The following is a 20,103-nucleotide window of genomic DNA, read 5'->3' as shown; positions in this document are numbered from 1 at the left end:
CGGCGCGCCCGCCCGGGACCGGCTCGCCGCCCGCCGGGTCATCCGGCGTGGTCGAGGCGGGTGGCGTCGTCGTACGCCTCGCGGGCGTCGAGCAGTTCCTCCCAGTGCTCCTCCGCCCAGGCGCAGGCGGCCGCCATCGGCTGGAGCATGCTGCGGCCCAGCGCGGTCAGCTCGTACTCGACGCGCGGGGCGGCCCCCGCGTGGACGGTCCGCTTGACCAGGCCGTCCCGTTCCAGGGACCGCAGCGACTGGGTGAGGACCTTGGGCGTGACGCGGCTCAGCGGCACGCGCAGCTCGGAGAACCGGCGCGGCCCGTGCTCCAGGCAGCGGATGACGAGCGCCGCCCACTTGTCGCCGAACCGGATCGGATTGAGCGACGACGGGCACACCTCGTCGAACATGTCGGCGGGCAGCGGTTCCCTCATGTCCTCACCCTAGGAAACCGAGCCGCGGCTGACCATCCCCGGCCGGTATCCGCGTGGTAACCGGGGCCCTCGATAGCGTCCGGGAACCGACCGGGGCATCAGGGCTCCGGCGCTGGTGAGAGGCGGTTCGTCATGGAGATCGTGGTCTTCGGCGCGGGTGGCAGGGCAGGGCGGCAGGCGGTCGCCGAGGCGCGGCGCCGCGGCCATGGCGTCACCGCCGTGGTGCGCGATCCGGCGCGCCACGGCGACCTGGCCGACGTGCGGATCGTGGCGGGCGACGTCACGGACCCGGCGAGCGTGGAGCGGGCGGCCGCCGGGCACGACGCCGCCGTCAGTGCGGCCGCGGACCTGTCCGCGCCGCCGCACGAGTTCTTCACCGCGTCGTCCCGCGCCCTGACCACCGGTCTGGCGAAGGCGGGCGTGCGCCGCCTGGTGGTCGTCGGGCTGGCGTCGATCCTGCCCGGCGCGTCCGGTGCTCCCCTGATGGACGAGCCCGGCTACCCCGACGAGTACCGCTCCTTCTACCTCGGCCACGCGGCGGGCCTCGACGAGCTGCGGGCCGGTGACCTGGACTGGGCCTATCTGGCCCCGGCCGGCGACTTCGACCACGACGGCACGCGCACCGGCCGGTACCGCATCGCCGAGCACGGCGACCCGGCCGACCGGATCACCTACCCGGACTTCGCGATCGCCCTGCTCGACGAGATCGAGACCCCCCGCCACCACCGCGCCGCCGCCAGCGTGCGCGAGGCGTGACCCGGCGCGGGCTGCCGTCCGGGGCCCGCCGCGTCCCTCACCCCCGCCTCCCCCGGTAGGCCACCCGTCGCGGGTCGGGCTGTTCCGTCAGGTACTGCCCGAAGGTGATGCGTCCTTCGGCGTGGTCCGGGGTGAGGTTGTGGCCGGAGCGGAAGGCGGTGAACGCGGCGCCGGGCAGGCGCACCGGGGCCACCGGGCGGCGGCGGCCGGTGGCGCGCAGATAGGCGCGGGCCAGGTCGCGGGCGTCGCGGACCTCGGGGCCGCCCATGTCGGGGACCCGGCCCGCGGGCGGGGCGGTGGCGAGGCGGGCCAGGCGGGCGGCCACCTCGCGCACGTCCACCGGCTGGAAGCGCAGGCCGGGCACCGGCATCACCGGCAGCCTGGCGCCCGCCGCGAGCACGGTGCGGACCAGGTCGTGGAACTGGGTGGCCCGCAGGATCGTGTACGGCAGCCCCGAGTCCGCGATCAGCCGCTCGGCCGCGAGCTTGCCCCGGTAGTAGGGGAACGGGATCCGGTCCACGCCGACGATGGACACGTACACCAGGTGGGGCCGCGGCCGCCCGGCGGCGAGCGCGGCCTCCACCAGCGCCCGCACCTCGTCGGCGGGCCGCCCCCGCCGGTGCGCGGTCACGCAGTGGACGATCACCTCCGCGCCCGCCACGGCCGGGGCCACCCCCCGCCCGGTGCTCAGGTCGGCGACCGCCCAGGCGGCCGGTCCCGGCTCGCCCGCGGGGCGGGGGCGCCGCCCGGTCGCCCGCACCTCGTGCCCGTCCGCGGCCAGCCGCCGGACCACCTCACGCCCGAGTGTGCCCGTGCCTCCGGTCACCAGGATCGGTGCTCCCACCTCGTGCTCCTCGCTCTCGTCGCAGCCCGTTCACCGGTGAGGACAGCGCGGGCCGGGGAAGTGTGACATCCGGCCGCCGCACCCGCGGGGCGCCGCCGCTTCCGTTCTTCCCCTTCCGTTTGCCGTCCCGCCATCCGGTCGCCTGTTTGCCCGCGGCCCCGCCGGTGGTACTTTGTATAGCGCGGAAACAAACGCAGGAACACCTGGTTCCGTGCCTCACCCCGACCACCCCTCCCGCTCCGTTTCCCTGACAGGACGGGCCGGGAGGCAGGCGAGGCACGGAACCTTCCTGTTGGCCCTCGTATCCACGGCCCTCCCCGGCCCCCGCCCGCGATCCCGCGGCCCGGCGCCCGGCCGCCCCACCCCGGCGTGAGGAGAATCCCACCCATGACCGCACTCACCGCGAAGGCCCTGCTCCTCGACATGGACGGCACGCTCGTCAACTCGGACGCGGCCGTGGAGCGCTGCTGGCGCCGGTGGGCCGCGGAGGTCGGCCTGCCCGCGGAGGAGGTGCTCGCGGTGGCGCACGGGCGGCAGGGCCACGCCACCATGGCGGAGCTGCTGCCGGACCGGCCCGTGGCGGACAACCTCGCGGACAACGCCCGGATGCTGCGCTGGGAGGTCGCCGACACCGAGGGCGTCGTCCCGATCCCCGGCGCCCCCGAGTTCCTCGCCGCGCTGCGGGGCGTGCCGCACGCCGTCGTCACCTCCGCCACCGGCGACCTGCTGCGGGCCAGGATGGGCGCCGCCGGGCTGCCGCTGCCCGAGGTGCTGGTCACCGCCGAGTGCGTGAGCGCGAGCAAGCCCGACCCCGAGGGGTTCCTCAAGGGCGCCGCCGAGCTCGGGTTCGAGCCCGCGCGGTGCGTGGTCTTCGAGGACTCCCAGGCCGGAATCGCGGCCGGGCTCGCCGCCGGGATGCGGGTGGTGGGCGTCGGCCCGCGCGCCGGGGAGGGGCCGCACCGGCCGACCGTCCTGGTGCGGACGCTGGAGCAGGTCGCGGTGGCGGCCCTGCCCGGCGGCGGGGTCGAGCTGACTATCCGGTGACGGCCTCGTAGAGGCTGTACGCGGCCATGGCGAGCATCACGCAGGCCGCGATCCGGGTGACCACGGTCATCGGCACCACGCGCAGCAGCGTCCTGCCGCCGACGACGGCGAGCCCGGCGACGGCCCACAGGGCGAGCAGGGCGCCGACGCCGACGGAGAGCGGGTCGTCGAAGCGCGCGGCGAGGTTCGCCGTCATGATCTGGGTGAGGTCGCCGAACTCGGCCACCAGGACGATGCCGAACCCGGTCGCCGCGACCCGCCAGAACGTCGGCGCCTTCGCCTCCCTGGCCTCCCGGTCTTCCTCCTCCTCGTCGTCCTTGTTGAGCAGCAGCATCGCCGCCCCGCCGAGGAACAGCGCGGCGACGATGCCCTGGAGCAGCCGCTCGGGCAGCAGCGCCAGCAGACTGCCCGCGGCGACGGCGAGCGCGACGTGCACGGCGAACGCGGCGGCGACGCCGGCGAAGACGTGGGCGGCGCGGTAGCGGGTGCCGAGGACGAGGCCGGCCAGCGCCGTCTTGTCGGGCAGCTCCGCGAGGAAGACGACGCCGAAGGCGATCGCCGCGGTGGTGGGAGAGAACACGAGTCGAACCCGTTCCGGTCGGGCCGCCGTGCCGAACCGGGGACGCTTCGGCACGGCAGCGCTGTGGACACAACACTGCTGGCCGAAGGTCTCGCTGGCGCGCACCGCCCGACGGCGGTCCGCGCTCCGGGCGCCGGGCCCCCACCGCGGACGGCGGGTGGCCAGTATGTCGACGTTCCGGCGAGGAGCTACTCCCCTTCGTACGCGCCCCAGGGTACGGCATCGCGGTCCGGAGGCGGCCGGGGCGGGGCTCCGGGGCCCGGGACGGCCGGCCGGGCGGCTCAGCCCCGCGGCGGCCGGGTCAGGCGCCCCCGCGCCACCAGCTCGAGCACCACCGCGATCGCCGCCGCCTCCACCGCGACCAGCGCGACCAGCACGAACAACTGGACGGCCCCGGCCATCAGCGGTGAGGCGCCGCCCAGCAGCATGCCCACGAACGCGCCGGGCAGGGTGACCAGGCCCACGGTGCGGGTCTGGTCCAGGGCCGGGAGGAGGGCGCCGGAGGCGGCGGGGCGGGCGATCTCCAGGCGGGCCTCCCGGTCCAGGAGGCCGACGGCCATCGCCGCCTCCACCTCGCCGCGCCGGGTCTGGAGCTCCTCCAGCGCCCGCCGCCCGGCCAGCACCGTCGCGGTCAGCGCGCCGCCGACGAGGATGCCCGTCACCGGGATCAGCGCGATGCCGCGCACCGGCACCACGCCCAGGGCGGTGAGCAGGCCCACCACGGGGACGACGCCCACCGCCATCGGCAGCCCCGCCCAGGGCCAGGTGCGGTCGCCGGTGACGCGGTGCCCGGCCGTCCAGGTGGCGACCGCGTACATGACCACCAGGAACGCGAGCAGCACCGCGAGGGAGTGCAGCGCCCACCGGACCACGACCGCCACCGCGGCGAGCTGCACCGCGGCGCGCAGGCCCGCGGTGACGACGGCCCGCGCGTGCCCGAGCCTGGCCACCGCCGCCACCGCGGCCCCCGCCACCAGCAGCGCCGCCAGCGCGAAACCCAGCTCCGGGGTCACCAGGAGCAGGGTGGGGGAGGCCGCGAGCACGCCCTCAGCGTAGAACGCCGAGGGAGTGAACCCGCACCACCCGGCCGGGGAGTGCCGCCGCGTCAGCTCCGCGCGCCTCTTGTATCTGACGTGCACATGACCTCAGGCTGTTACCTGGAGCACGCCGGAGCGAAAGGTTCCGCCGAAACGATTCCCTCGCTCGACCGCAGCTCCGGGTTCCGCCTCGAGAGGAGTTCCGCATGCTCAGGTTCTACGCGCGTCGACGGGTCGCCGCGCTCGCCGCCGCCGTCGGCATCGCCACCGCCGCGCCCGTGCTGGCCGGCCCGCCCGCCCAGGCCGCGCCCCCCACCCCGCCCGACGCCTCCACCGCCCGCTCCTACCTGTCGGCCCTCACCGTCCGGGCCGAGGGTTCCTCCTCCGGCTACAGCCGCGACCTGTTCCCGCACTGGATCACCCAGAGCGGCAGTTGCAACACCCGCGAGGTCGTCCTCAAGCGCGACGGCAGCAACGTGGTGCAGGACTCCTCCTGCGCGGCCGTCAGCGGAAGCTGGTACTCGCCCTACGACGGCGCCACCTGGTCCGCCGCCTCGGACGTCGACATCGACCACATCGTCCCGCTCGCCGAGGCGTGGCGCTCCGGCGCGAGCGGCTGGACCACCTCCCGGCGGCAGTCCTTCGCCAACGACCTGACCCGCTCCCAGCTCATCGCGGTCACCGACGACGTCAACCAGGCCAAGGGCGACAAGGACCCGGCCGAGTGGATGCCGTCCCGCACCACCTACCACTGCACCTACGCGCGGATGTGGGTCTGGGTGAAGCACTACTACGGCCTGTCGGTCGACTCCGCGGAGAAGAGCAAGCTCAGCTCGGTGCTGAACGGCTGCTGAGCCCGGCCCCTCCGGCGGGGGTGCCGCGCCGGAAGGGAGCGCTCGGGGGGCGGGGGCCCGCGGTGACGGGGGCGGCGGGGGTGGCAGCCGTCGCCGCGGGACCGCCCGCCCTCCGCCCTCCGCCCTCGCCGTCCCGGGCGGGGCGGCGCCGCGCCGTGCGCGGGGGGCCGTGACCCGCTCCGGGTTGCGGGGGGTGCGGGCCGGACCTGCAATGGACGTGTGGAGGGAGCCCGGAGCCGAGGGCGGCGCGATGCCCGCTTACCTGGACGTGGCGGCGCCGATGAAGGCGGGCGCCTGGCGCCAGCGGGCCAGCGCCCACGTCGCCGCGCTCCAGGCGCAGCTCGACCGGATCCGCGCGATGGGCTCCTTCGCCCCGCACGACGACAAGCTCGCCGAGAAGGCCGAGTGCATCCTGGACGCCGCCCGGGAGGCGGCCGAGCGGTGGACCGGCCCGGTCTGGGCGCTGAACTCGGCCAAGGACCGGGTGCTGGCCAACATCCACGAGGCCGAGTCGATCCTCCTCCAGATCGCCCCCGAGGAGGAGCTGGCCTGGCGCGGCCCGGCCGTGCTGGCCAAGGGCATGCAGCACCTGGGCGCGGAGGACCCCCGGCTGCGGCTCCTGTCGGAGCACCTGGCCCGCAACGGCAACCGGCTCGACCCCCGGTACCGGGACCTGGCGGTGGGGGTGCTGCACGCCGCCAACCACACCGAGGAGGTGGAGATCGCCAGGGTGCGGAACTTCCGCGACATCCTGCTGGTCTGCTTCCTCGCCACCGCCACCCTGGCCACCCTGCTCATCCTCTCCGCCTACTGGGCGCCCGATGCGCTCGCGGAGAAGCTCTGCTTCGAGCGGCCCGAGCGCCCCGCGGACGGTGCCCGCACGGAGATGGTGTGCCCCACCCGGAACGGGCCGGGCGGCGGCGACGCGCTGCTCGTGGCGTCGCTCGGCGCCGGGGCCGCCACCCTCACCGGCGCCGTGGCGATCCGGCACCTCCAGGGCTCGGCCGTCCCCTACATGGTGCCGATGGGCCTGCTCCTGCTGCGGATCCCCGTCGGCGCCCTGTCCGCGATCCTGGGCCTGATCCTCATCCACGGCGACTTCATCCCGGGGCTGACCGCGCTGGACCGCAGGCCGCAGATCGCCGCCTGGGCGGTGATGTTCGGCATCGGCCAGGAGGGGCTGACCCGGCTGCTCGACAAGAAGGGCACCACGGTGCTGGAGAACGTGCGCGGCTCCTGGCGGGCCGTGGACGCCCCGCCGCCCGCGCCGCGGACCATGATGAAGGCGGAGAACCTGCCCGCGGGGCCGGGGGAGCCCGGGGCGCCGGACGCGCCCGCGGGCGCGGGGAGCGCGGGCGAGCCCCCGCCCGCCGGCCCCGCCCGCCCCCGCGGACGGCGGTTCCGCCGCCGCGGGCGGTAGCCGCGGCGGCCCGGCCCGGCCCCGCCGCGCCCCTCGGCCCGGCCCCGCCGCGCCTTCACGAACGGACCCCCCGTGCCCCCCCGGGAACCCGGGTTCGACGCCCGTACGTCCACTCAGTGCGTTCGGGCGTGAGGAAGGGGCCGGGGATGGCCGGGTTGGTGCTGGGGCCGCTGCTGCGGTACGCGGGGGAGCAGGGCGCCACCGTGTGGGTGGAGACCGGCGGGCCCTGCGAGGTGCGCGTGGTCACCGACTCGGGCGCGTCCGGCGCGGCGAGGACATGGCGGGTGGCCGGGCACCACTACGCGCTGGTGCCCGTGACGGGGCTGCCGCCAGGCACCGAGACCGCCTACCGGGTGGAGCTGGACGGCGAGCGGGTGTGGCCGCTGCCCGGCTCCCCGTACCCGCCGAGCACGATCCGGATCCCGGCGGGCGGGGACGCGCCGGTGCGGGTGGTGTTCGGCTCGTGCCGGTGGGCCTGCCCCTCGGTGGTGCACTCCTCGCCGCACGCCTCCCGGGTGGGGCCGGACGCGCTGGACACCCTCGCCGTGAAGCTGGCCGCGGAACCGGCCGCGTCCCGGCCCGACGTGCTGGTGCTGCTGGGGGACCAGGTCTACGCGGACGAGGTCTCCGACCGCACCCGGGCGTACCTGGACGAGCGCAGGGGCCTGGACACGCCGCCCGGCGCCCAGGTGGCAGACTACGAGGAGTACACCCGCCTGTACTACGAGTCATGGCTCGACCCGGAGGTGCGGTGGCTGCTGTCCACCGTGCCGAGCTGCATGATCTTCGACGACCACGACGTGATCGACGACTGGAACACCTCCGCGTCCTGGCGCGAGGACATCCGGGCCACCCCGTGGTGGAGCGAGCGCATCCTGGGCGGGCTGACCTCCTACTGGGTGTACCAGCACCTGGGCAACCTCTCCCCGCGGGAGCTGGCCGCCGACGGGCTGTACGCCGCGGTGCGGGCCGCGGACGACGGCGAGGAGCGGCTGCGCGCGTTCGCCCGCGAGGCCGACGCCGACCCGTCCGCGGCCCGGTGGAGCTACCGCCGCGACTTCGGCCGCACCCGGCTGCTGATGGTGGACGCGCGGGCCGCCCGGGTGCTGGAGGAGCGGGAGCGGGCCATGCTGGCGCCCGACCACATGCGCTGGGTGGCCGAGCAGGCGCGGGACGGCGACTGCGACCACCTGCTGGTGGGGACGTCCCTGCCGTGGCTGCTGCCGCAGGCCGTGCACGACGCCGAGGCGTGGAACGAGGCCCTGTGCGCGGGGCGGCGCGGGCCGCGCTGGGCGCGCTGGTCGGAGCGGTTGCGGCGGGCGGGCGACCTGGAGCACTGGGCCGCGTTCCGCACCTCCTTCGACGCCCTGGCGGAGCTGTTCGCCGAGGTGGGCGAGGGGGAGGGGGCGCCCGCGACGGTGTGCGTGCTGTCCGGCGACGTGCACCACGCCTATGTCGCGGAGGCCCGCTTCCCCGGGCGGCGGATGCGCAGCCGGGTGGTGCAGCTCACCTGCTCGCCCGTGCACAACGCGGTCCCGGCCGCGATCCAGCTCGCCTTCCGCCTCGGCTGGGGCCGCCCGGCGCGGTGGGCCGGACGGGCGCTGGCCCGGCACGGCGGGGTGCCGCCCGCGCCGGTGACCTGGGAGCGGCGGCACGGCCCGCACTTCGGCAACCAGTTGATGACGCTCACCCTGGACGGCCGCTCGGCCCGACTGCGCCTGGAACGCGCCGAGCCGGGGCGACCCGGCGCGCGGCTGGCGACGACGGTGGAGACGGAGCTGGGGGAGTAGGGCGCCGCCGACGGGCCGTCAGGCCAGGCCGCCGTGAGGGCATTCCGCCTTCGGGTCCCGCCGCCTTCGGGTCCCGGCCCGTCACGGCTCTTCGGTCTCGGCCTCCAGGGCGCGGCGGGTGGTGTGGCCGTAGACGCCCTCCGGGTCGGCCTCGATGCCGCGGTCCCGCTGGAACCTGGCGACCCAGTCGGCGACCTCGCCGTCGTACTCCCCGTCGACCGTGCCCCAGTACAGGGCGTACACCTGCTTGAGCCGCTGCTGGAGCTCCTCCACCTCGGGCCCGCTGTCGCCCTCCCGCAGCACGGGCGGGCCGGGGTCGACGGGCTTCTGGGTCTCCTCGTCCTCCTCCCCGCCCCCGCCCCCGCCGCCGTCGTCCGAGGGGGAGGGCACGGAGATGCCGCCGCCCGCGTCCCTGGTCGGCCGCGCGGAGGAGCTGGGGGAGGCGGCCGCGCTCCCGCTCGCCGAGGGGCTCTCGCTGGCGGAGGAGGAGGCCGAGGCGGACGGCGACGGGGAGCCGGAGCGGCTCGCGGACGGGGAGTCCGTGGGGTCGGCCGGGTCGTCCGGGGTCGCGGCGGTGGGGACGGCGTCGGTCGGCCGGGGCAGCGCGTGGTCGTCCTTGCCGTCGCCGCCGCCCATGCCGGTGAGGAACGCGATGGCGCCCACCCCGAGCACCGCGGCGGCCGCGGCGGCGGCCACGCCCCGGCGCCTGCCGGTCCGCGCCTGCCGGGTCCGCCGGGGCGCGGTGCGCACCACCAGGGCGGTGGAGTCGCCGCGCGGCGCCAGGACGGGCAGGTTGTCCCCGGAGTCCCTCGGCTCCCCGGCGGGCTCGGGCTCGGGCTCCGCGCCGCCGTGCCCGGCGGGACCGGGCTCCGGCTCGGGGAACAGGCTCACGTCCTCCGCGTTCGGGCCGCCGCCGAACTCCCCGCCCGGCCCGGCCGCGCCCGGCGCCGCCAGACCAGGTGCCGCCAGACCGGGCGCCGCCGGACCGGGCGCGGGGGCGGGCCCGTCGGGTCCGGTCCCCCCCGGGTCGCCGATCAGCGAGCGGCGGGGCTCCGGCGGGCGCGTCTCGATGTCGTCGTTCGACGCGATGTACGGCCGTACCCGCATCGGGCGGAACGAGTCGAACGCGGCCGCGACCGCCTCCTCGGCCGTCAGGGGAGCGCAGTCGCAGAGGGGCCTGCCGTCCGTGTCGAGACCGGCCCCGCAGACCGAGCACTGCTCTGCCGCCACTGGCGGTCCTCCTCGTGGAATTGCCGCGGACCGCGCCGCGGGACGTGCGCCGCCGCCTCGCGGCGGGGGTGGTCGGGCAGGCGTCCGGGGCCCTGATACGGGGCTCCCTGGTTCCGCTTGGCCGGGCACAGATTATGCAGAACCCGCCAGGGGACGGACAGGTTTCGCCAAGGCTCTGCCCGGTTTCGACACGGCGGCTTTACGGGATCTCACGAGATCGGGAGACGGCGGTTTCGGTGCGAATGCCGGTGGTACCCGGTTCGCTCAGCCGCCCATTCGGGGTCAGGTGTGACCATTCGTGCAGGTGCCGACGAGGCGACAGCGAGGGAGCGGGGAGATGGCCCAGGACCCCGCGGCGGCGGCCGCGGACCCGCAGGAGCCGCGGGCGCGCCCCGGGCAGCGGAAGGAGCGCGGCCTGTGGGTGGTCCTCGGCGCGCTCCTGCTCGGCATGCTGCTCGCCGCGCTCGACCAGACCATCGTCTCCACCGCCCTGCCCACCATCGTCGGCGACCTCGGCGGGATGGAGCACCTGTCCTGGGTCGTGACCGCCTATCTGCTCGCCTCCACCGCCGCCACCCCGCTGTGGGGCAAGCTCGGCGACATGTACGGCCGGAAGAAGCTCTTCCAGAGCTCGATCGTCATCTTCCTGGCCGGATCCGTGCTGTGCGGCATGGCGCAGAACATGGGCGAGCTGATCGCGTTCCGCGCCGTCCAGGGCCTGGGCGGCGGCGGCCTGATGGTGCTGTCCATGGCGATCGTCGGCGACCTGGTGCCGCCCCGCGACCGGGGCCGCTACCAGGGCCTGTTCGGCGCCGTGTTCGGGGCCACCAGCGTCCTGGGGCCGCTGCTCGGCGGCCTGTTCGTGGACCACCTCAGTTGGCGCTGGGTGTTCTACGTCAACCTGCCCGTGGGCGTGGTCGCGCTGGCCGTCATCGCCGCCGTGCTGCACCTGCCGGAGCGGCGCACCGAGCACCGGATCGACTACCTCGGCACCCTGCTCATCGCGTCCGTCGCCACCTGCCTGGTGCTGGCCACCTCGCTCGGCGGCGTCACCTGGGACTGGGGCTCCTGGCAGATCGTCAGCCTGGGCGTGCTGGGCGTGGCGCTGCTGGTGCCGTTCGTCCTGGTCGAGCGCCGCGCCGCGGAGCCGGTGCTGCCGCCGCGCCTGTTCCGGCTGCGGACGTTCACCCTCTGCTCGGTCATCGGGTTCGTGGTGGGCTTCGCCATGTTCGGCGCGCTCACCTACCTGCCGACGTTCCTCCAGGTCGTGCACGGCGTCTCGCCGACCATGTCGGGCGTGCACATGCTGCCCATGGTGGGCGGGCTGCTGGTGGCCTCGGTCGGCTCCGGGCAGGTCGTCAGCCGCACCGGCCGCTACCGGGTCTTCCCCATCGCCGGGACCGCCGTCACCGTCGCCGGGCTGCTGCTCCTGCACCGGCTGGACGAGAACAGCGGCACCTGGCAGATGAGCGGGGCGTTCCTCGTCTTCGGGTTCGGCCTGGGCCTGGTGATGCAGGTGCTGGTGCTCGCGGTGCAGAACGCGGCGAGCTACGAGGACCTGGGCGCCGCCACCTCGGGGGCGACGTTCTTCCGCTCCATCGGCGCCTCCTTCGGCGTGGCCGCCTTCGGCACCGTCTTCAGCAACCGCCTCGGCACCGAACTCGGCGACGCCCTGGCGGGACGCCCCCTGCCGGCCGGTGTCGACGCCGAGGCGCTGCGCGCCGACCCCGGTCTCGTCGACTTGCTGCCCGCGGGCCCGGCGGGGGCCGTGGTGCACGCCTACTCGGTGTCCATCACCACGGTGTTCCTGTGGGCGGTGCCGGTGGCGGCGGTGGCGTTCGTGCTCGCCTGGTTCCTCAAGGAGGAGCCGCTGCGCGGTTCGGTGCGGGCACCGGAGCAGGCCGAGACGCTGGGCGCCAACCCCGTGGAGCGGTCCTCGCTCGACGAGATCGCCCGCGGCCTGTCCCTGCTCGGCAGCCGCGAGGCCAGGCGCGGCCTGTACACGCGGATCACCGCGCGCGCCGGGCTCGACCTGCACCCGGCGGCGAGCTGGCTGGTGCTGCGCATGGCCCGCCACGGCACGGCGGAACCCGCGCTGCTCGCCGACCACGCCGCCGTGCCGCTCGACGTGGTCACCACCGCGGCCCGGCAGTTGGAGGAGCGGCGGCTCGCCGTGCGCGAGGGCGTCTCCATGGTGCTCACCGACGCGGGCCGGGCGGTGGCCGACCGGCTCCTGGTGGCCCGCAGGGAGACCCTGGCCGAGCTGCTCGGCGACTGGGACCCGGAGCGGCACGCCGAACTGGCCGCCCTGCTGCGGAGCCTGGCCCCGCAGTTGTGCGGGGACGACGCGGACCGGCCGCTGGGCGTGCGGCCGCGCGGCGCGCACGCCCGCCCCTGACCCGGCCGCGCGCACCCCGCCCCGGCGCCTCCGCGGGGACCCGCGGTGAAGCACTGGGCGAAGCGGGCGTTTGAGCCCGCATCAGGCGGTAAGCCGACCAGTAGCCGGCGACCGAGACGAACAGCCCGTGGAGAGCACCACAGGAGGCATGTGATGTCCGCAGGGACGATGGCTCTCGTCATCGTGGCAGCCGTCATCGTGCTCGCGGCGATCGTGATCGCCGCGATGTGGCCCCGGATGAGGACCCGGCGGCTGCGGCGGCGCTTCGGACCCGAGTACGACCGCACCCTCGCCCGCCACGCGGGCGACCGCAAGATCGCTGAGCGCGACCTGGAGGAGCGGCTGCGCCGCCACCGGGACCTGGACCTCAAGCCGCTCCCGCCCGCCACCCGCCAGGCGTTCCTGAGCCGGTGGGCGGAGATACAGGAGCGGTTCGTGGACGCCCCGGCCCAGACCGTGGCCGAGGCCGACGAACTGGTCGAGGAGCTGCTGAAGGAACGCGGCTACCCCGTCGGCCGGGGCGAGGAGACCATGGCGGTGCTCTCCGTGCACCACGCGGGCCCGCTCCAGAGCTACCGGGAGGCCCGGGTGGCCGTCTACCGCGCCCGGGACGGGCACGTGGACACCGAGGAGCTGCGGGAGGCCCTGGTGGGCACCCGGTCCCTGTTCCACGAGGTGATCGGCGCCAGCAAGGCCGACGACCGGCCGCTCGGCTCCCGCACCGGGTCCACCGCACGCGAGGACGGGCACCACGCCGGCGCGGGCAGCCGCCTCGGCGCCCTGGCCGGGCACCGCGGCCGGCACGACGGAAGGGCTGACCACCGATGACCCAGCACGAGACCGAGCACCGGGTGTACACCCTCGCCACGCACGACACCGGCAAGCACGGCGCCGGCAGGCCCGAGGACGGCAGGCCCGACGCCGACGGCGACGACGCCGGCAGGCGGGACGGCGGCAGCCACACGAGCGCCGGTGGGCACGGCACCGGCAAGCACGACAGCGGCTTCAGCGGCCTCCCCGACGGCACCGCTCCCGCCACCGGTACCGCTCCCGCCACCGGGGCCGTCCCCGCCACCGGGGCCGGCGCCACCGCGGCCGGCACCGCGCCCGCGCCCAACCGCATCCTCGCCGCGGGCACGGAGGCCGAGCTGCGGGCCCGTTGGAAGGAGATCCAGGCCGGGTTCGTGGACGGGCCGCAGCAGGCCGTGGAGGAGGCGGACGCGCTGGTCGAGGACCTGGTCAGGAAGGTCGAGCAGAGCATCGCCGCCCGCCGCGAGTCCCTGCGCGGCAACTGGCGCGAGGGCCGGGCCGAGACGGAGGAGTACCGGCTGAAGTTGCAGGAGTACCGCGCGTTCATGGGGGACCTGCTGCGACTGTGACACCGTGGCCGCCCCGCGTGGCCACAGCCCCCGACCGCAGCCCTCGAGCACAGCCCTTTGCGCACGGCTCCGTGAGCACGGGGGCTGCGAGCACGGCACAACCCCCGTAGTACGACGGGAGAGCCTCTCTCGAGGCCGCCCATCCCGACCGGGCGGGTGCGCGTCCCGGTCGGAGCGGCCGGACAGCCGGGTCCAGCGGCGAGGACCCGGCTGTCGCCGTGCCGCCGCCGGGTGGGAAACGCCCGGCGGCGGCACGGCGCGGGAGGCCGCTCAGGCTTCCTGGAGCACCTCGAAGGACCACAGCTCGGACCCGGAGGCCGCGGGCTTCGGCTGCTCGCCGCCCTCCCCGCCCCCGCCGCGGTGGGCCGCCTGCATGGGGCCCGACATCCACTTCTGGAAGTCCTCCTCGCTGCGCCACCGGGTGTACACCAGGTACTTGTCGGTGCCGTCCACGGGGCGGAGCAGCTCGAAGTGCTCGAAGCCCTCCGCGTTCTCCACCGCGCCGGCGCGGCCGGCGAAGCGCTTCTCCAGGGTCTCCCGCTGCTCGGGCGGCACGGTCAGCACATTGATCTTCACAACGCTCATGCGGTCCATCCTGCCGCACACCCGCGTTTGGGTCGGCTAAGTATGGATGTGGGATTCTCATAGCTCGAACAACGACGAGGACCACCGAGCAGGACGCGGACGACAGGCACCGGCGGCACGCACCGGTGAGGGGCGCCGACCGGCGGCACCGCCGGGGACCCCCGGCGGCGGACCGGGCGGCGGCGGCCCCGCCGGTCAGGTGACCGGAGGGTGTTTCGCGTCCCTCACAGGGGGTTCTCCACAAGGGTCCGCGACGGGCCGGCCGGCGTGGACCGCCCGACGCGATCGAGAGACGAGGAACAGCGGCACATGACGACGAACGCAGCCAGACGCGACCTGGGGGATCCGCGAGGGCCGCGCACCGTCGTGCTGCTGGGCGGACTGTGGCTCCTGACCGCGGTGCTCGCCGTGCGCCAGGCGGCCTCGGTGCTGCGGCTGCCGCCGGACCGGCGGCTGACCGACCTGGAGACGTGGATCGGCCCCGACGGGGTCCTGCACTTCGAGCGCGGCCTGTACGACAGCGACGCCTTCACCGGCACCCCGTTCTCCGGCCTGGTGCTCAAACCGCTGACCAGGGCCGCCGAGGACAGCCTCGGCGTGGCGTGGACGCTGGGCACGCTGCTGCTGGTGGCCGCGCTCGGCTTCGTCGTGGCGCGCGCCCTGCCCGGCCCGATGCCGGCGCGCACCGCCTCGCTGGCCGCTCCGGTGGCGATCAGCCTGCTGGTGCTCTCGCTGCCGGTGCGCGACACCTTCGAGCTGGGCCAGCTCAGCATCCTGCCGGTGCTGTTCGTGCTGCTGGCCTGCCTGCCCGCGACCTCGCACCGGCAGGCGGCGGTGCTGCTGGGCCTGGCCGCGGCGCTCCAGCCGGCGATGCTGCTGTTCGCGGGGCTGCTGTGGCTGACCGGGCGGCGGCGGGCCGCGGTGGGCGGCGCGGGCGTGTTCGCCGCCTGCACCGCGCTGGCCTGGGCCGCGCTGCCGGGCGACTCGGCGACGTACTGGGTGCACCATGTGGCGGGCGCCGGCCTGGGCGCGCCCGCGGACGACCCGTCCAACCAGTCCCTGCACGGGCTGCTGCTGCGCCTGGGCCTGCGCGGCCCGCTGGAGCTGGTGCTGTTCGGGGTGCTCGCCGGCCTGGTCGCCGTGGTGGGCCTGCGCCGGGCGGCGCACTACGGCAGGGACGGGCAGACGGTGCTGGCCGCCGCGCTGACCGGCTGTGTCGCGGTCGCCGTCTCCCCGGTGGCGTGGCAGCACCAGCAGTTGTGGATCCTGCTGGCGGCGGTGGGCCGGGTCGGGCGGCGCGGCTCGGACCGGCTGGTGTGGCCGGTGTTCGTGGTGCTGGTGATGACGTGGGGCAGCGAGGCGCTGCTGCCCCGCATCGACGCCCTCGCCCCGCTGGGCGACAACGTGCCGCTGCTCGCCGCGGTGCTGGCCGCCTGCGTGGTGCCGTTCCTGACCCGCCGCTCCGAGCTGTGGGACAAGCCCGAGCCGACGGTCGTCGCCGCCCCGCCGAGCCCCCGTCTGCGCTGGGTGCCGCTGGTGCGGGTCTGGCCGCGCCCGCTGCACCGGCCGAACCTGCTGCTCGAGCTGCTGCTGATCCGCGTCGGCTACTTCGTGTACTCCTATGTGCGCGGCTCCGTGCCTGACCAGCGGCACGTCGCCGAGCGGCACGGGCGGCAGATCCTCTCCATCGAGAACGCGCTGTTCATCGACGTCGAGCACTGGCTGAACCAGCACGTGGCCCGGATGGGGTGGCTGGAGAGCTCGATGAACTTCTTCTACTCCACCTTCCACTTCCTGGTGCCGCTGGTGCTGCTCGGCGTGATGTACGTGCGGCGGCCCACCATGTACCGGGCCGCCCGCACCTCGCTGGCGTTCGCCACCCTGCTCGGCCTGATCGGCTTCTGGCTCTACCCGCTGGCGCCGCCCCGGCTGATGCCGGGCCTGGGCTACATCGACACCATCCACGGCCCGCAGGACCTGGCCAACCCGGACTTCGGCGCGCTGACGAAGCTGTCCAACCAGTACGCGGCCATGCCGTCCCTGCACGTCGGCTGGGCGCTGTGGTCCGGGCTGATCATCGCGGCGCTGGTGCCGTGGCTGTGGCTGCGGGTGATCGGGCTGCTGTACCCGGTGCTGACCACGATCGTGATCATGGGTACCGCCAACCACTACGTGCTGGACGCGGTCGGCGGCGTCGCCGTCGTGCTGTGCGGCCTGGGCCTGCTGTACGCGCTCAGCGGCGCCACGCCGTTCACCTACCGGGCGCGGGAACCCGAGCCGGCGGCGGCCGGGGCCGCGCCACCGCCCGGCGGCGCGCCCGAGGTCGTCGCGCCCCGCGCGCCGGAACCCGACCCGCACACCGGTCGCACCTTGGCAAAACCGTAGGCAATTCTCGCCCGCGCGCCCTCCCGCCGCCGCCCTTCCGCCGGAAGGATGCGTTCCCGGCATCGCTGGATCAGCCGCCGCCCCGTACCGGGGCGGCGGTTCGGCTGGGGAGGGGACGATCGTGCGAAGGACGACGGTGCTCGCGGTGGCGGGCACCCTGCTGGCGGGAACGCTGGCCGCGGCACCCGCGGCGACGGCGCGGGGGACGGCCGGCGGCGACGGAGCGGGCCAGGGGGTCGCGGAGGCCGCCGGGGTGCGGATCGCCGCCGCCAGGGCGGCCAGGGCGGGCATCGACTGGTCGGCCTGCCCCGCCGACTGGGGCCTGCCCGCCGCCGTGGAGTGCGGCTGGGTGCGGGTCCCCGTGGACTACGCCAAGCCGTACGGCAGGCAGATCCGCATCGCGGTGGACCGCGCCACCGCCACCGGCACCCCCGCGCAGCGGCAGGGCGCCCTGGTGTACAACCCGGGCGGGCCCGGCGGCTCCGGGCTGCGCTTCCCGGTCCGGGTCACCGGCAAGAACCCGATCTGGGCGAAGACCGCGGAGGCGTACGACTTCGTCGGCTTCGACCCGCGCGGCGTCGGCAAGTCCGCCCCGATCTCCTGCCAGGACCCGCAGGAGTTCGTCAAGGCGCCCAAGATGGACCCGGTGCCGGACGACGAGGCCGACAAGCTCGCCCAGCGCAAGCTGGCCCGCGAGTACGCCGAGGGCTGCGCCGAGCGCAACCCGTGGATGCTGCCGCACATGACCACGCCGAACACCGCCCGCGACCTGGACGTCATCCGGGCCGCGCTCGGCGAGCGGCGGCTGAACTTCATCGGCGCCTCCTACGGCACCTACCTCGGCGCCGTGTACGCCACCCTCTTCCCCCGCCATGTGCGCCGCATGGTGATGGACAGCGTGGTCAACCCCAGCCGGGAGAAGATCTGGTACCAGGCCAACCTGGACCAGGACGTGGCGTTCGACATGCGCTGGAGCGACTTCAAGGAGTGGGTGGCCCGGCACGACGCGACCTACCGCATCGGGAGCACCCCGCAGGAGGTCGAGCGGGCGTGGCAGCAACTGCGCGCCGAGGCCAGGCGCGCGCCGATCGGCGGCGTGGTCGGCCCGGCGGAGCTGCTCGGCTTCTTCCAGGCCGCGCCGTACTACGACTCCTACTGGACGGTCGTGGCCGGCGCGTGGAGCAGCCACCGGGCCGGTGACCCGCGGCCGCTGCTGGACGCCGCCGCCCCCGACCCGTCCGACACCGCGGGCAACGCCGCCGCGGAGAACGGCAACGCCGTGTACACCGCGGTGGAGTGCACCGACGCGAAGTGGCCCACCGACTGGCGGGTGTGGGACCGGGACAACACCGCCCTGCACGCCAAGCACCCGTTCCTGACCTGGTCCAACGCATGGCTGAACCTGCCGTGCGCCACCTGGGGCGTGCCCCAGCGCACCCCGGTGGAGGTGCGCGGCGGCCGGCACCTGCCGCCGGTGCTGATCGTCCAGGCCACCCGGGACGCGGCCACCCCGTACGAGGGCGCGCTGGAGCTGCACCGCAGGCTGAAGGGGTCCCGTCTGATCACCGAGCGCGACGCGGGCTCCCACGGCGTGACCAACCTCGCCAACCCCTGCGTCAACACCCGCGTGGAGGCGTACCTCCTCCGCGGCGCCCTCGACCCGTCCGACGTGACCTGCGCCCCGCACGCCACCCCGGTCCCCCAGCCCACCACCAGGGCACGGACCGCCGCGGGCGCGGCGGACCTCCCGACGGTGCGCTAGGCCCCACTCGCCGTGGGGGCCCGGTGGGCGGAAGCCCCGGGTCCCCACGGGCTGAGGACGGATGCCCTCCTCACCGGGGCCCGGGGTGGCAGCCCCGGCGGGAAGCCGGGGCGCGTCCCCGGGCCTCCGGAAGTTCCCCCGCCACCCCCACGACCTCACCACCGGGGCCTGGGGCGGAGCCCCAGCGGGGGTCCGGGGGGCGGAGCCCTCTGGCTTCCGGAGGACCCCCGATCCCCACCCCCGACCCCGCCGCCGCCAGGCGGCGGTCCCCTCACGCGTACCGCACCCGCAGCTCCTTCACCCCGTTGATCCACGGCGACCGCAGCCGCCGCGGCTCCGCGTCCTCCAGCGCGATCCCCGGCATCGCGTCGGCTATCGCGTCGAAGATCAGCCCGATCTCCATCCGCGCCAGCGAGGCCCCCAGGCAGAAGTGCGGCCCCCCGCCCCCGAACCCGAGATGCGGATTCGGGTCCCGGGTGATGTCGAACGCCTCCGGCCGGTCGAACACCTCCGGGTCGTTGTTGGCGGAGGAGTAGAACATCCCGACCCGGTCGCCCTCGCGGATCGCGGTCCCCCCGATCTCCGCGTCCCGCGTCGCCGTCCGCTGGAAGGACACGATCGGCGTGGCCCACCGCACGATCTCGTCGGCGGTGGTGGCGGGCCGCTCGGCCCGGTACAGCTCCCACTGCTCGGGGTGGGTGAGGAAGGCGTGCATGCCGTGGGTGATGGCGTTGCGCGTCGTCTCGTTCCCCGCCACCGCCAGCACCAGCACGAAGAACCCGAACTCGTCGGAGGTCAGGTTCCCCTCGTCCTCGGCCGCCACCAGCCTGCTCACGATGTCCTGGGCGGGGCAGCCCTTGCGCTCGGCGGCCATGGCCATCGCGTACCCGATGAGCTCGGCGGCGGACTGGGCGCCGACCTCCTCGGTGATGGACAGCTCCGGGTCGTCGTAGCCGATCATCGAGTTGGACCACCGGAAGATCCGCGCGCGGTCCTCCTGCGGCACGCCGATCAGCTCCGCGATGGCCTGGAGGGGCAGCTCGGAGGCGACGTCGGCGACGAAGTTGCCCGCGCCGCGCTCCTTGGCGGCGGCGACGATCCGCGTGGCGCGCTCGCGCAGCGCGTCCTGGAGGGCGCGGATGGCGCGCGGGGTGAAGCCGCGCTGGACGATCTGCCGCAGGCGGGTGTGCTCGGGCGGGTCCATGTTCAGGATGATCAGCCGCTGGACGTCGATCTGGTCGCGGGCGATGCCCTCGCGGAAGCGGATGATGGCGGTGTTGGCGTGGGAGGAGAACACCTCGGGGTGGGTGGAGACCTCCTTGACGTCGGCGTGCCGGGTCACCACCCAGTAGCCGTCGTCGTCGAACCCGGCGAGGCCGTGCGGCTGGGCGTTCCACCACACCGGGGCGGTGGCGCGCAGTTCGGCCAGTTCGGGGAGCGGGACGCCCCGCTGGTAGAGGTCCGGGTCGGTGAAGTCGAAGCCTTCGGGCAGCGCGGGGCAGGACATGGCGTCTCCTGACGGTCCATCAGTTCTGCTGGCTGGCACCGTAGTAACCCGTTCTACAAGTGGCAAGAGCCGCGCAGGCCGTACCGGGGGCCCGGCCGCGGCGCGAG

General features: G+C 75.5%; 17 protein-coding genes. 10 read left to right on the top strand and 7 right to left on the bottom strand.

What is annotated here, in order from left to right:
• Positions 1 to 38: 38 nt before the first annotated feature.
• Positions 39 to 425, bottom strand: coding sequence for a winged helix-turn-helix transcriptional regulator (locus ACYVO2_RS18085; RefSeq protein WP_461008882.1), 387 nt, complete (start codon positions 423 to 425; stop codon positions 39 to 41).
• 132 nt (positions 426 to 557) lie between these two features.
• Here ACYVO2_RS18085 and ACYVO2_RS18080 point away from each other — a divergent pair, with 132 nt between their 5' ends.
• Entirely contained in the window at positions 558 to 1,181 is a 624-nt protein-coding gene (locus ACYVO2_RS18080; protein ID WP_461008881.1) for an NAD(P)-dependent oxidoreductase, read from the top strand.
• A 37-nt stretch (positions 1,182 to 1,218) separates the two neighbouring features.
• On the opposite strand, the gene ACYVO2_RS18075 is transcribed toward ACYVO2_RS18080, so the two are convergent.
• Positions 1,219 to 2,025: an SDR family oxidoreductase gene (locus ACYVO2_RS18075; protein WP_461008880.1), complete on the bottom strand. Its 807-nt coding sequence runs from the start codon at positions 2,023 to 2,025 to the stop codon at positions 1,219 to 1,221.
• Positions 2,026 to 2,412: 387 nt separating this feature from the next.
• Between ACYVO2_RS18075 and ACYVO2_RS18070 the strand changes: the two genes are divergently transcribed.
• A complete protein-coding gene (locus ACYVO2_RS18070) occupies positions 2,413 to 3,069 on the top strand; it encodes an HAD-IA family hydrolase (protein WP_461008879.1) in 657 nt (218 codons plus the stop codon).
• On the opposite strand, the gene ACYVO2_RS18065 is transcribed toward ACYVO2_RS18070, so the two are convergent.
• Positions 3,059 to 3,649 carry a TMEM165/GDT1 family protein gene (locus ACYVO2_RS18065; protein ID WP_461008878.1) on the bottom strand — a complete coding sequence of 197 codons (591 nt, stop codon included), beginning with the start codon at positions 3,647 to 3,649 and terminating at the stop codon, positions 3,059 to 3,061. The two genes, ACYVO2_RS18070 and ACYVO2_RS18065, sit on opposite strands and share 11 nt — an antisense overlap.
• 281 nt (positions 3,650 to 3,930) lie before the next feature.
• Complete coding sequence (locus tag ACYVO2_RS18060) at positions 3,931 to 4,692, bottom strand: ABC transporter permease (protein ID WP_461008877.1); 762 nt, start codon at positions 4,690 to 4,692, stop codon at positions 3,931 to 3,933.
• Positions 4,693 to 4,892: 200 nt separating this feature from the next.
• Here ACYVO2_RS18060 and ACYVO2_RS18055 point away from each other — a divergent pair, with 200 nt between their 5' ends.
• The 3 genes from ACYVO2_RS18055 (at position 4,893) to ACYVO2_RS18045 (ending at position 8,750) form a co-directional block, all read left to right on the top strand.
• Positions 4,893 to 5,540, top strand: a complete 648-nt coding sequence (locus ACYVO2_RS18055) for an HNH endonuclease family protein (RefSeq protein WP_461008876.1) — start codon at positions 4,893 to 4,895, stop codon at positions 5,538 to 5,540.
• A 211-nt stretch (positions 5,541 to 5,751) separates the two neighbouring features.
• Entirely contained in the window at positions 5,752 to 6,960 is a 1,209-nt protein-coding gene (locus tag ACYVO2_RS18050) for a hypothetical protein (RefSeq protein WP_461008875.1), read from the top strand.
• Positions 6,961 to 7,106: 146 nt separating this feature from the next.
• The gene (locus ACYVO2_RS18045; protein WP_461008874.1) at positions 7,107 to 8,750 is read left to right on the top strand and encodes an alkaline phosphatase D family protein; all 1,644 of its coding nucleotides are present in this window, start codon (positions 7,107 to 7,109) and stop codon (positions 8,748 to 8,750) included.
• Positions 8,751 to 8,831: 81 nt separating this feature from the next.
• On the opposite strand, the gene ACYVO2_RS18040 is transcribed toward ACYVO2_RS18045, so the two are convergent.
• On the bottom strand, positions 8,832 to 9,980 hold the full coding sequence (locus ACYVO2_RS18040; protein ID WP_461008873.1) for a peptidoglycan-binding domain-containing protein: 1,149 nt from the start codon (positions 9,978 to 9,980) through the stop codon (positions 8,832 to 8,834).
• 337 nt (positions 9,981 to 10,317) lie between these two features.
• Here ACYVO2_RS18040 and ACYVO2_RS18035 point away from each other — a divergent pair, with 337 nt between their 5' ends.
• The 3 genes from ACYVO2_RS18035 to ACYVO2_RS18025 all read left to right on the top strand — a co-directional run bounded on the left by ACYVO2_RS18035 (position 10,318) and on the right by ACYVO2_RS18025 (position 13,757).
• Positions 10,318 to 12,378: an MFS transporter gene (locus tag ACYVO2_RS18035; protein ID WP_461008872.1), complete on the top strand. Its 2,061-nt coding sequence runs from the start codon at positions 10,318 to 10,320 to the stop codon at positions 12,376 to 12,378.
• A gap of 153 nt (positions 12,379 to 12,531) precedes the next feature.
• Complete coding sequence (locus ACYVO2_RS18030; protein ID WP_461008871.1) at positions 12,532 to 13,206, top strand: hypothetical protein; 675 nt, start codon at positions 12,532 to 12,534, stop codon at positions 13,204 to 13,206.
• Positions 13,203 to 13,757 (top strand): hypothetical protein, encoded by a 555-nt coding sequence (locus tag ACYVO2_RS18025; protein WP_461008870.1) that lies wholly within the window; start codon positions 13,203 to 13,205, stop codon positions 13,755 to 13,757. Before ACYVO2_RS18030 ends, ACYVO2_RS18025 begins: the two co-directional genes overlap by 4 nt.
• 270 nt (positions 13,758 to 14,027) lie before the next feature.
• Here ACYVO2_RS18025 and ACYVO2_RS18020 read toward each other — a convergent pair whose 3' ends face one another.
• A complete protein-coding gene (locus ACYVO2_RS18020) occupies positions 14,028 to 14,342 on the bottom strand; it encodes an antibiotic biosynthesis monooxygenase family protein (protein ID WP_461008869.1) in 315 nt (104 codons plus the stop codon).
• 309 nt (positions 14,343 to 14,651) lie between these two features.
• Here ACYVO2_RS18020 and ACYVO2_RS18015 point away from each other — a divergent pair, with 309 nt between their 5' ends.
• Positions 14,652 to 16,727 (top strand): bifunctional glycosyltransferase 87/phosphatase PAP2 family protein, encoded by a 2,076-nt coding sequence (locus tag ACYVO2_RS18015; RefSeq protein ID WP_461008868.1) that lies wholly within the window; start codon positions 14,652 to 14,654, stop codon positions 16,725 to 16,727.
• 121 nt (positions 16,728 to 16,848) lie between these two features.
• Positions 16,849 to 18,489: an alpha/beta hydrolase gene (locus ACYVO2_RS18010; protein ID WP_461008867.1), complete on the top strand. Its 1,641-nt coding sequence runs from the start codon at positions 16,849 to 16,851 to the stop codon at positions 18,487 to 18,489.
• A 271-nt stretch (positions 18,490 to 18,760) separates the two neighbouring features.
• Here the strand turns inward: ACYVO2_RS18010 and ACYVO2_RS18005 are convergent, their stop codons facing one another.
• Positions 18,761 to 19,996 (bottom strand): cytochrome P450, encoded by a 1,236-nt coding sequence (locus ACYVO2_RS18005; RefSeq protein WP_461008866.1) that lies wholly within the window; start codon positions 19,994 to 19,996, stop codon positions 18,761 to 18,763.
• Positions 19,997 to 20,103 lie beyond the last annotated feature (107 nt).

The sequence above is a fragment of the Streptomyces capparidis genome (assembly GCF_054782095.1).
Note: the sequence above shows the minus strand (reverse complement) of the source record. Positions and strands in the feature narration are given on the sequence as shown.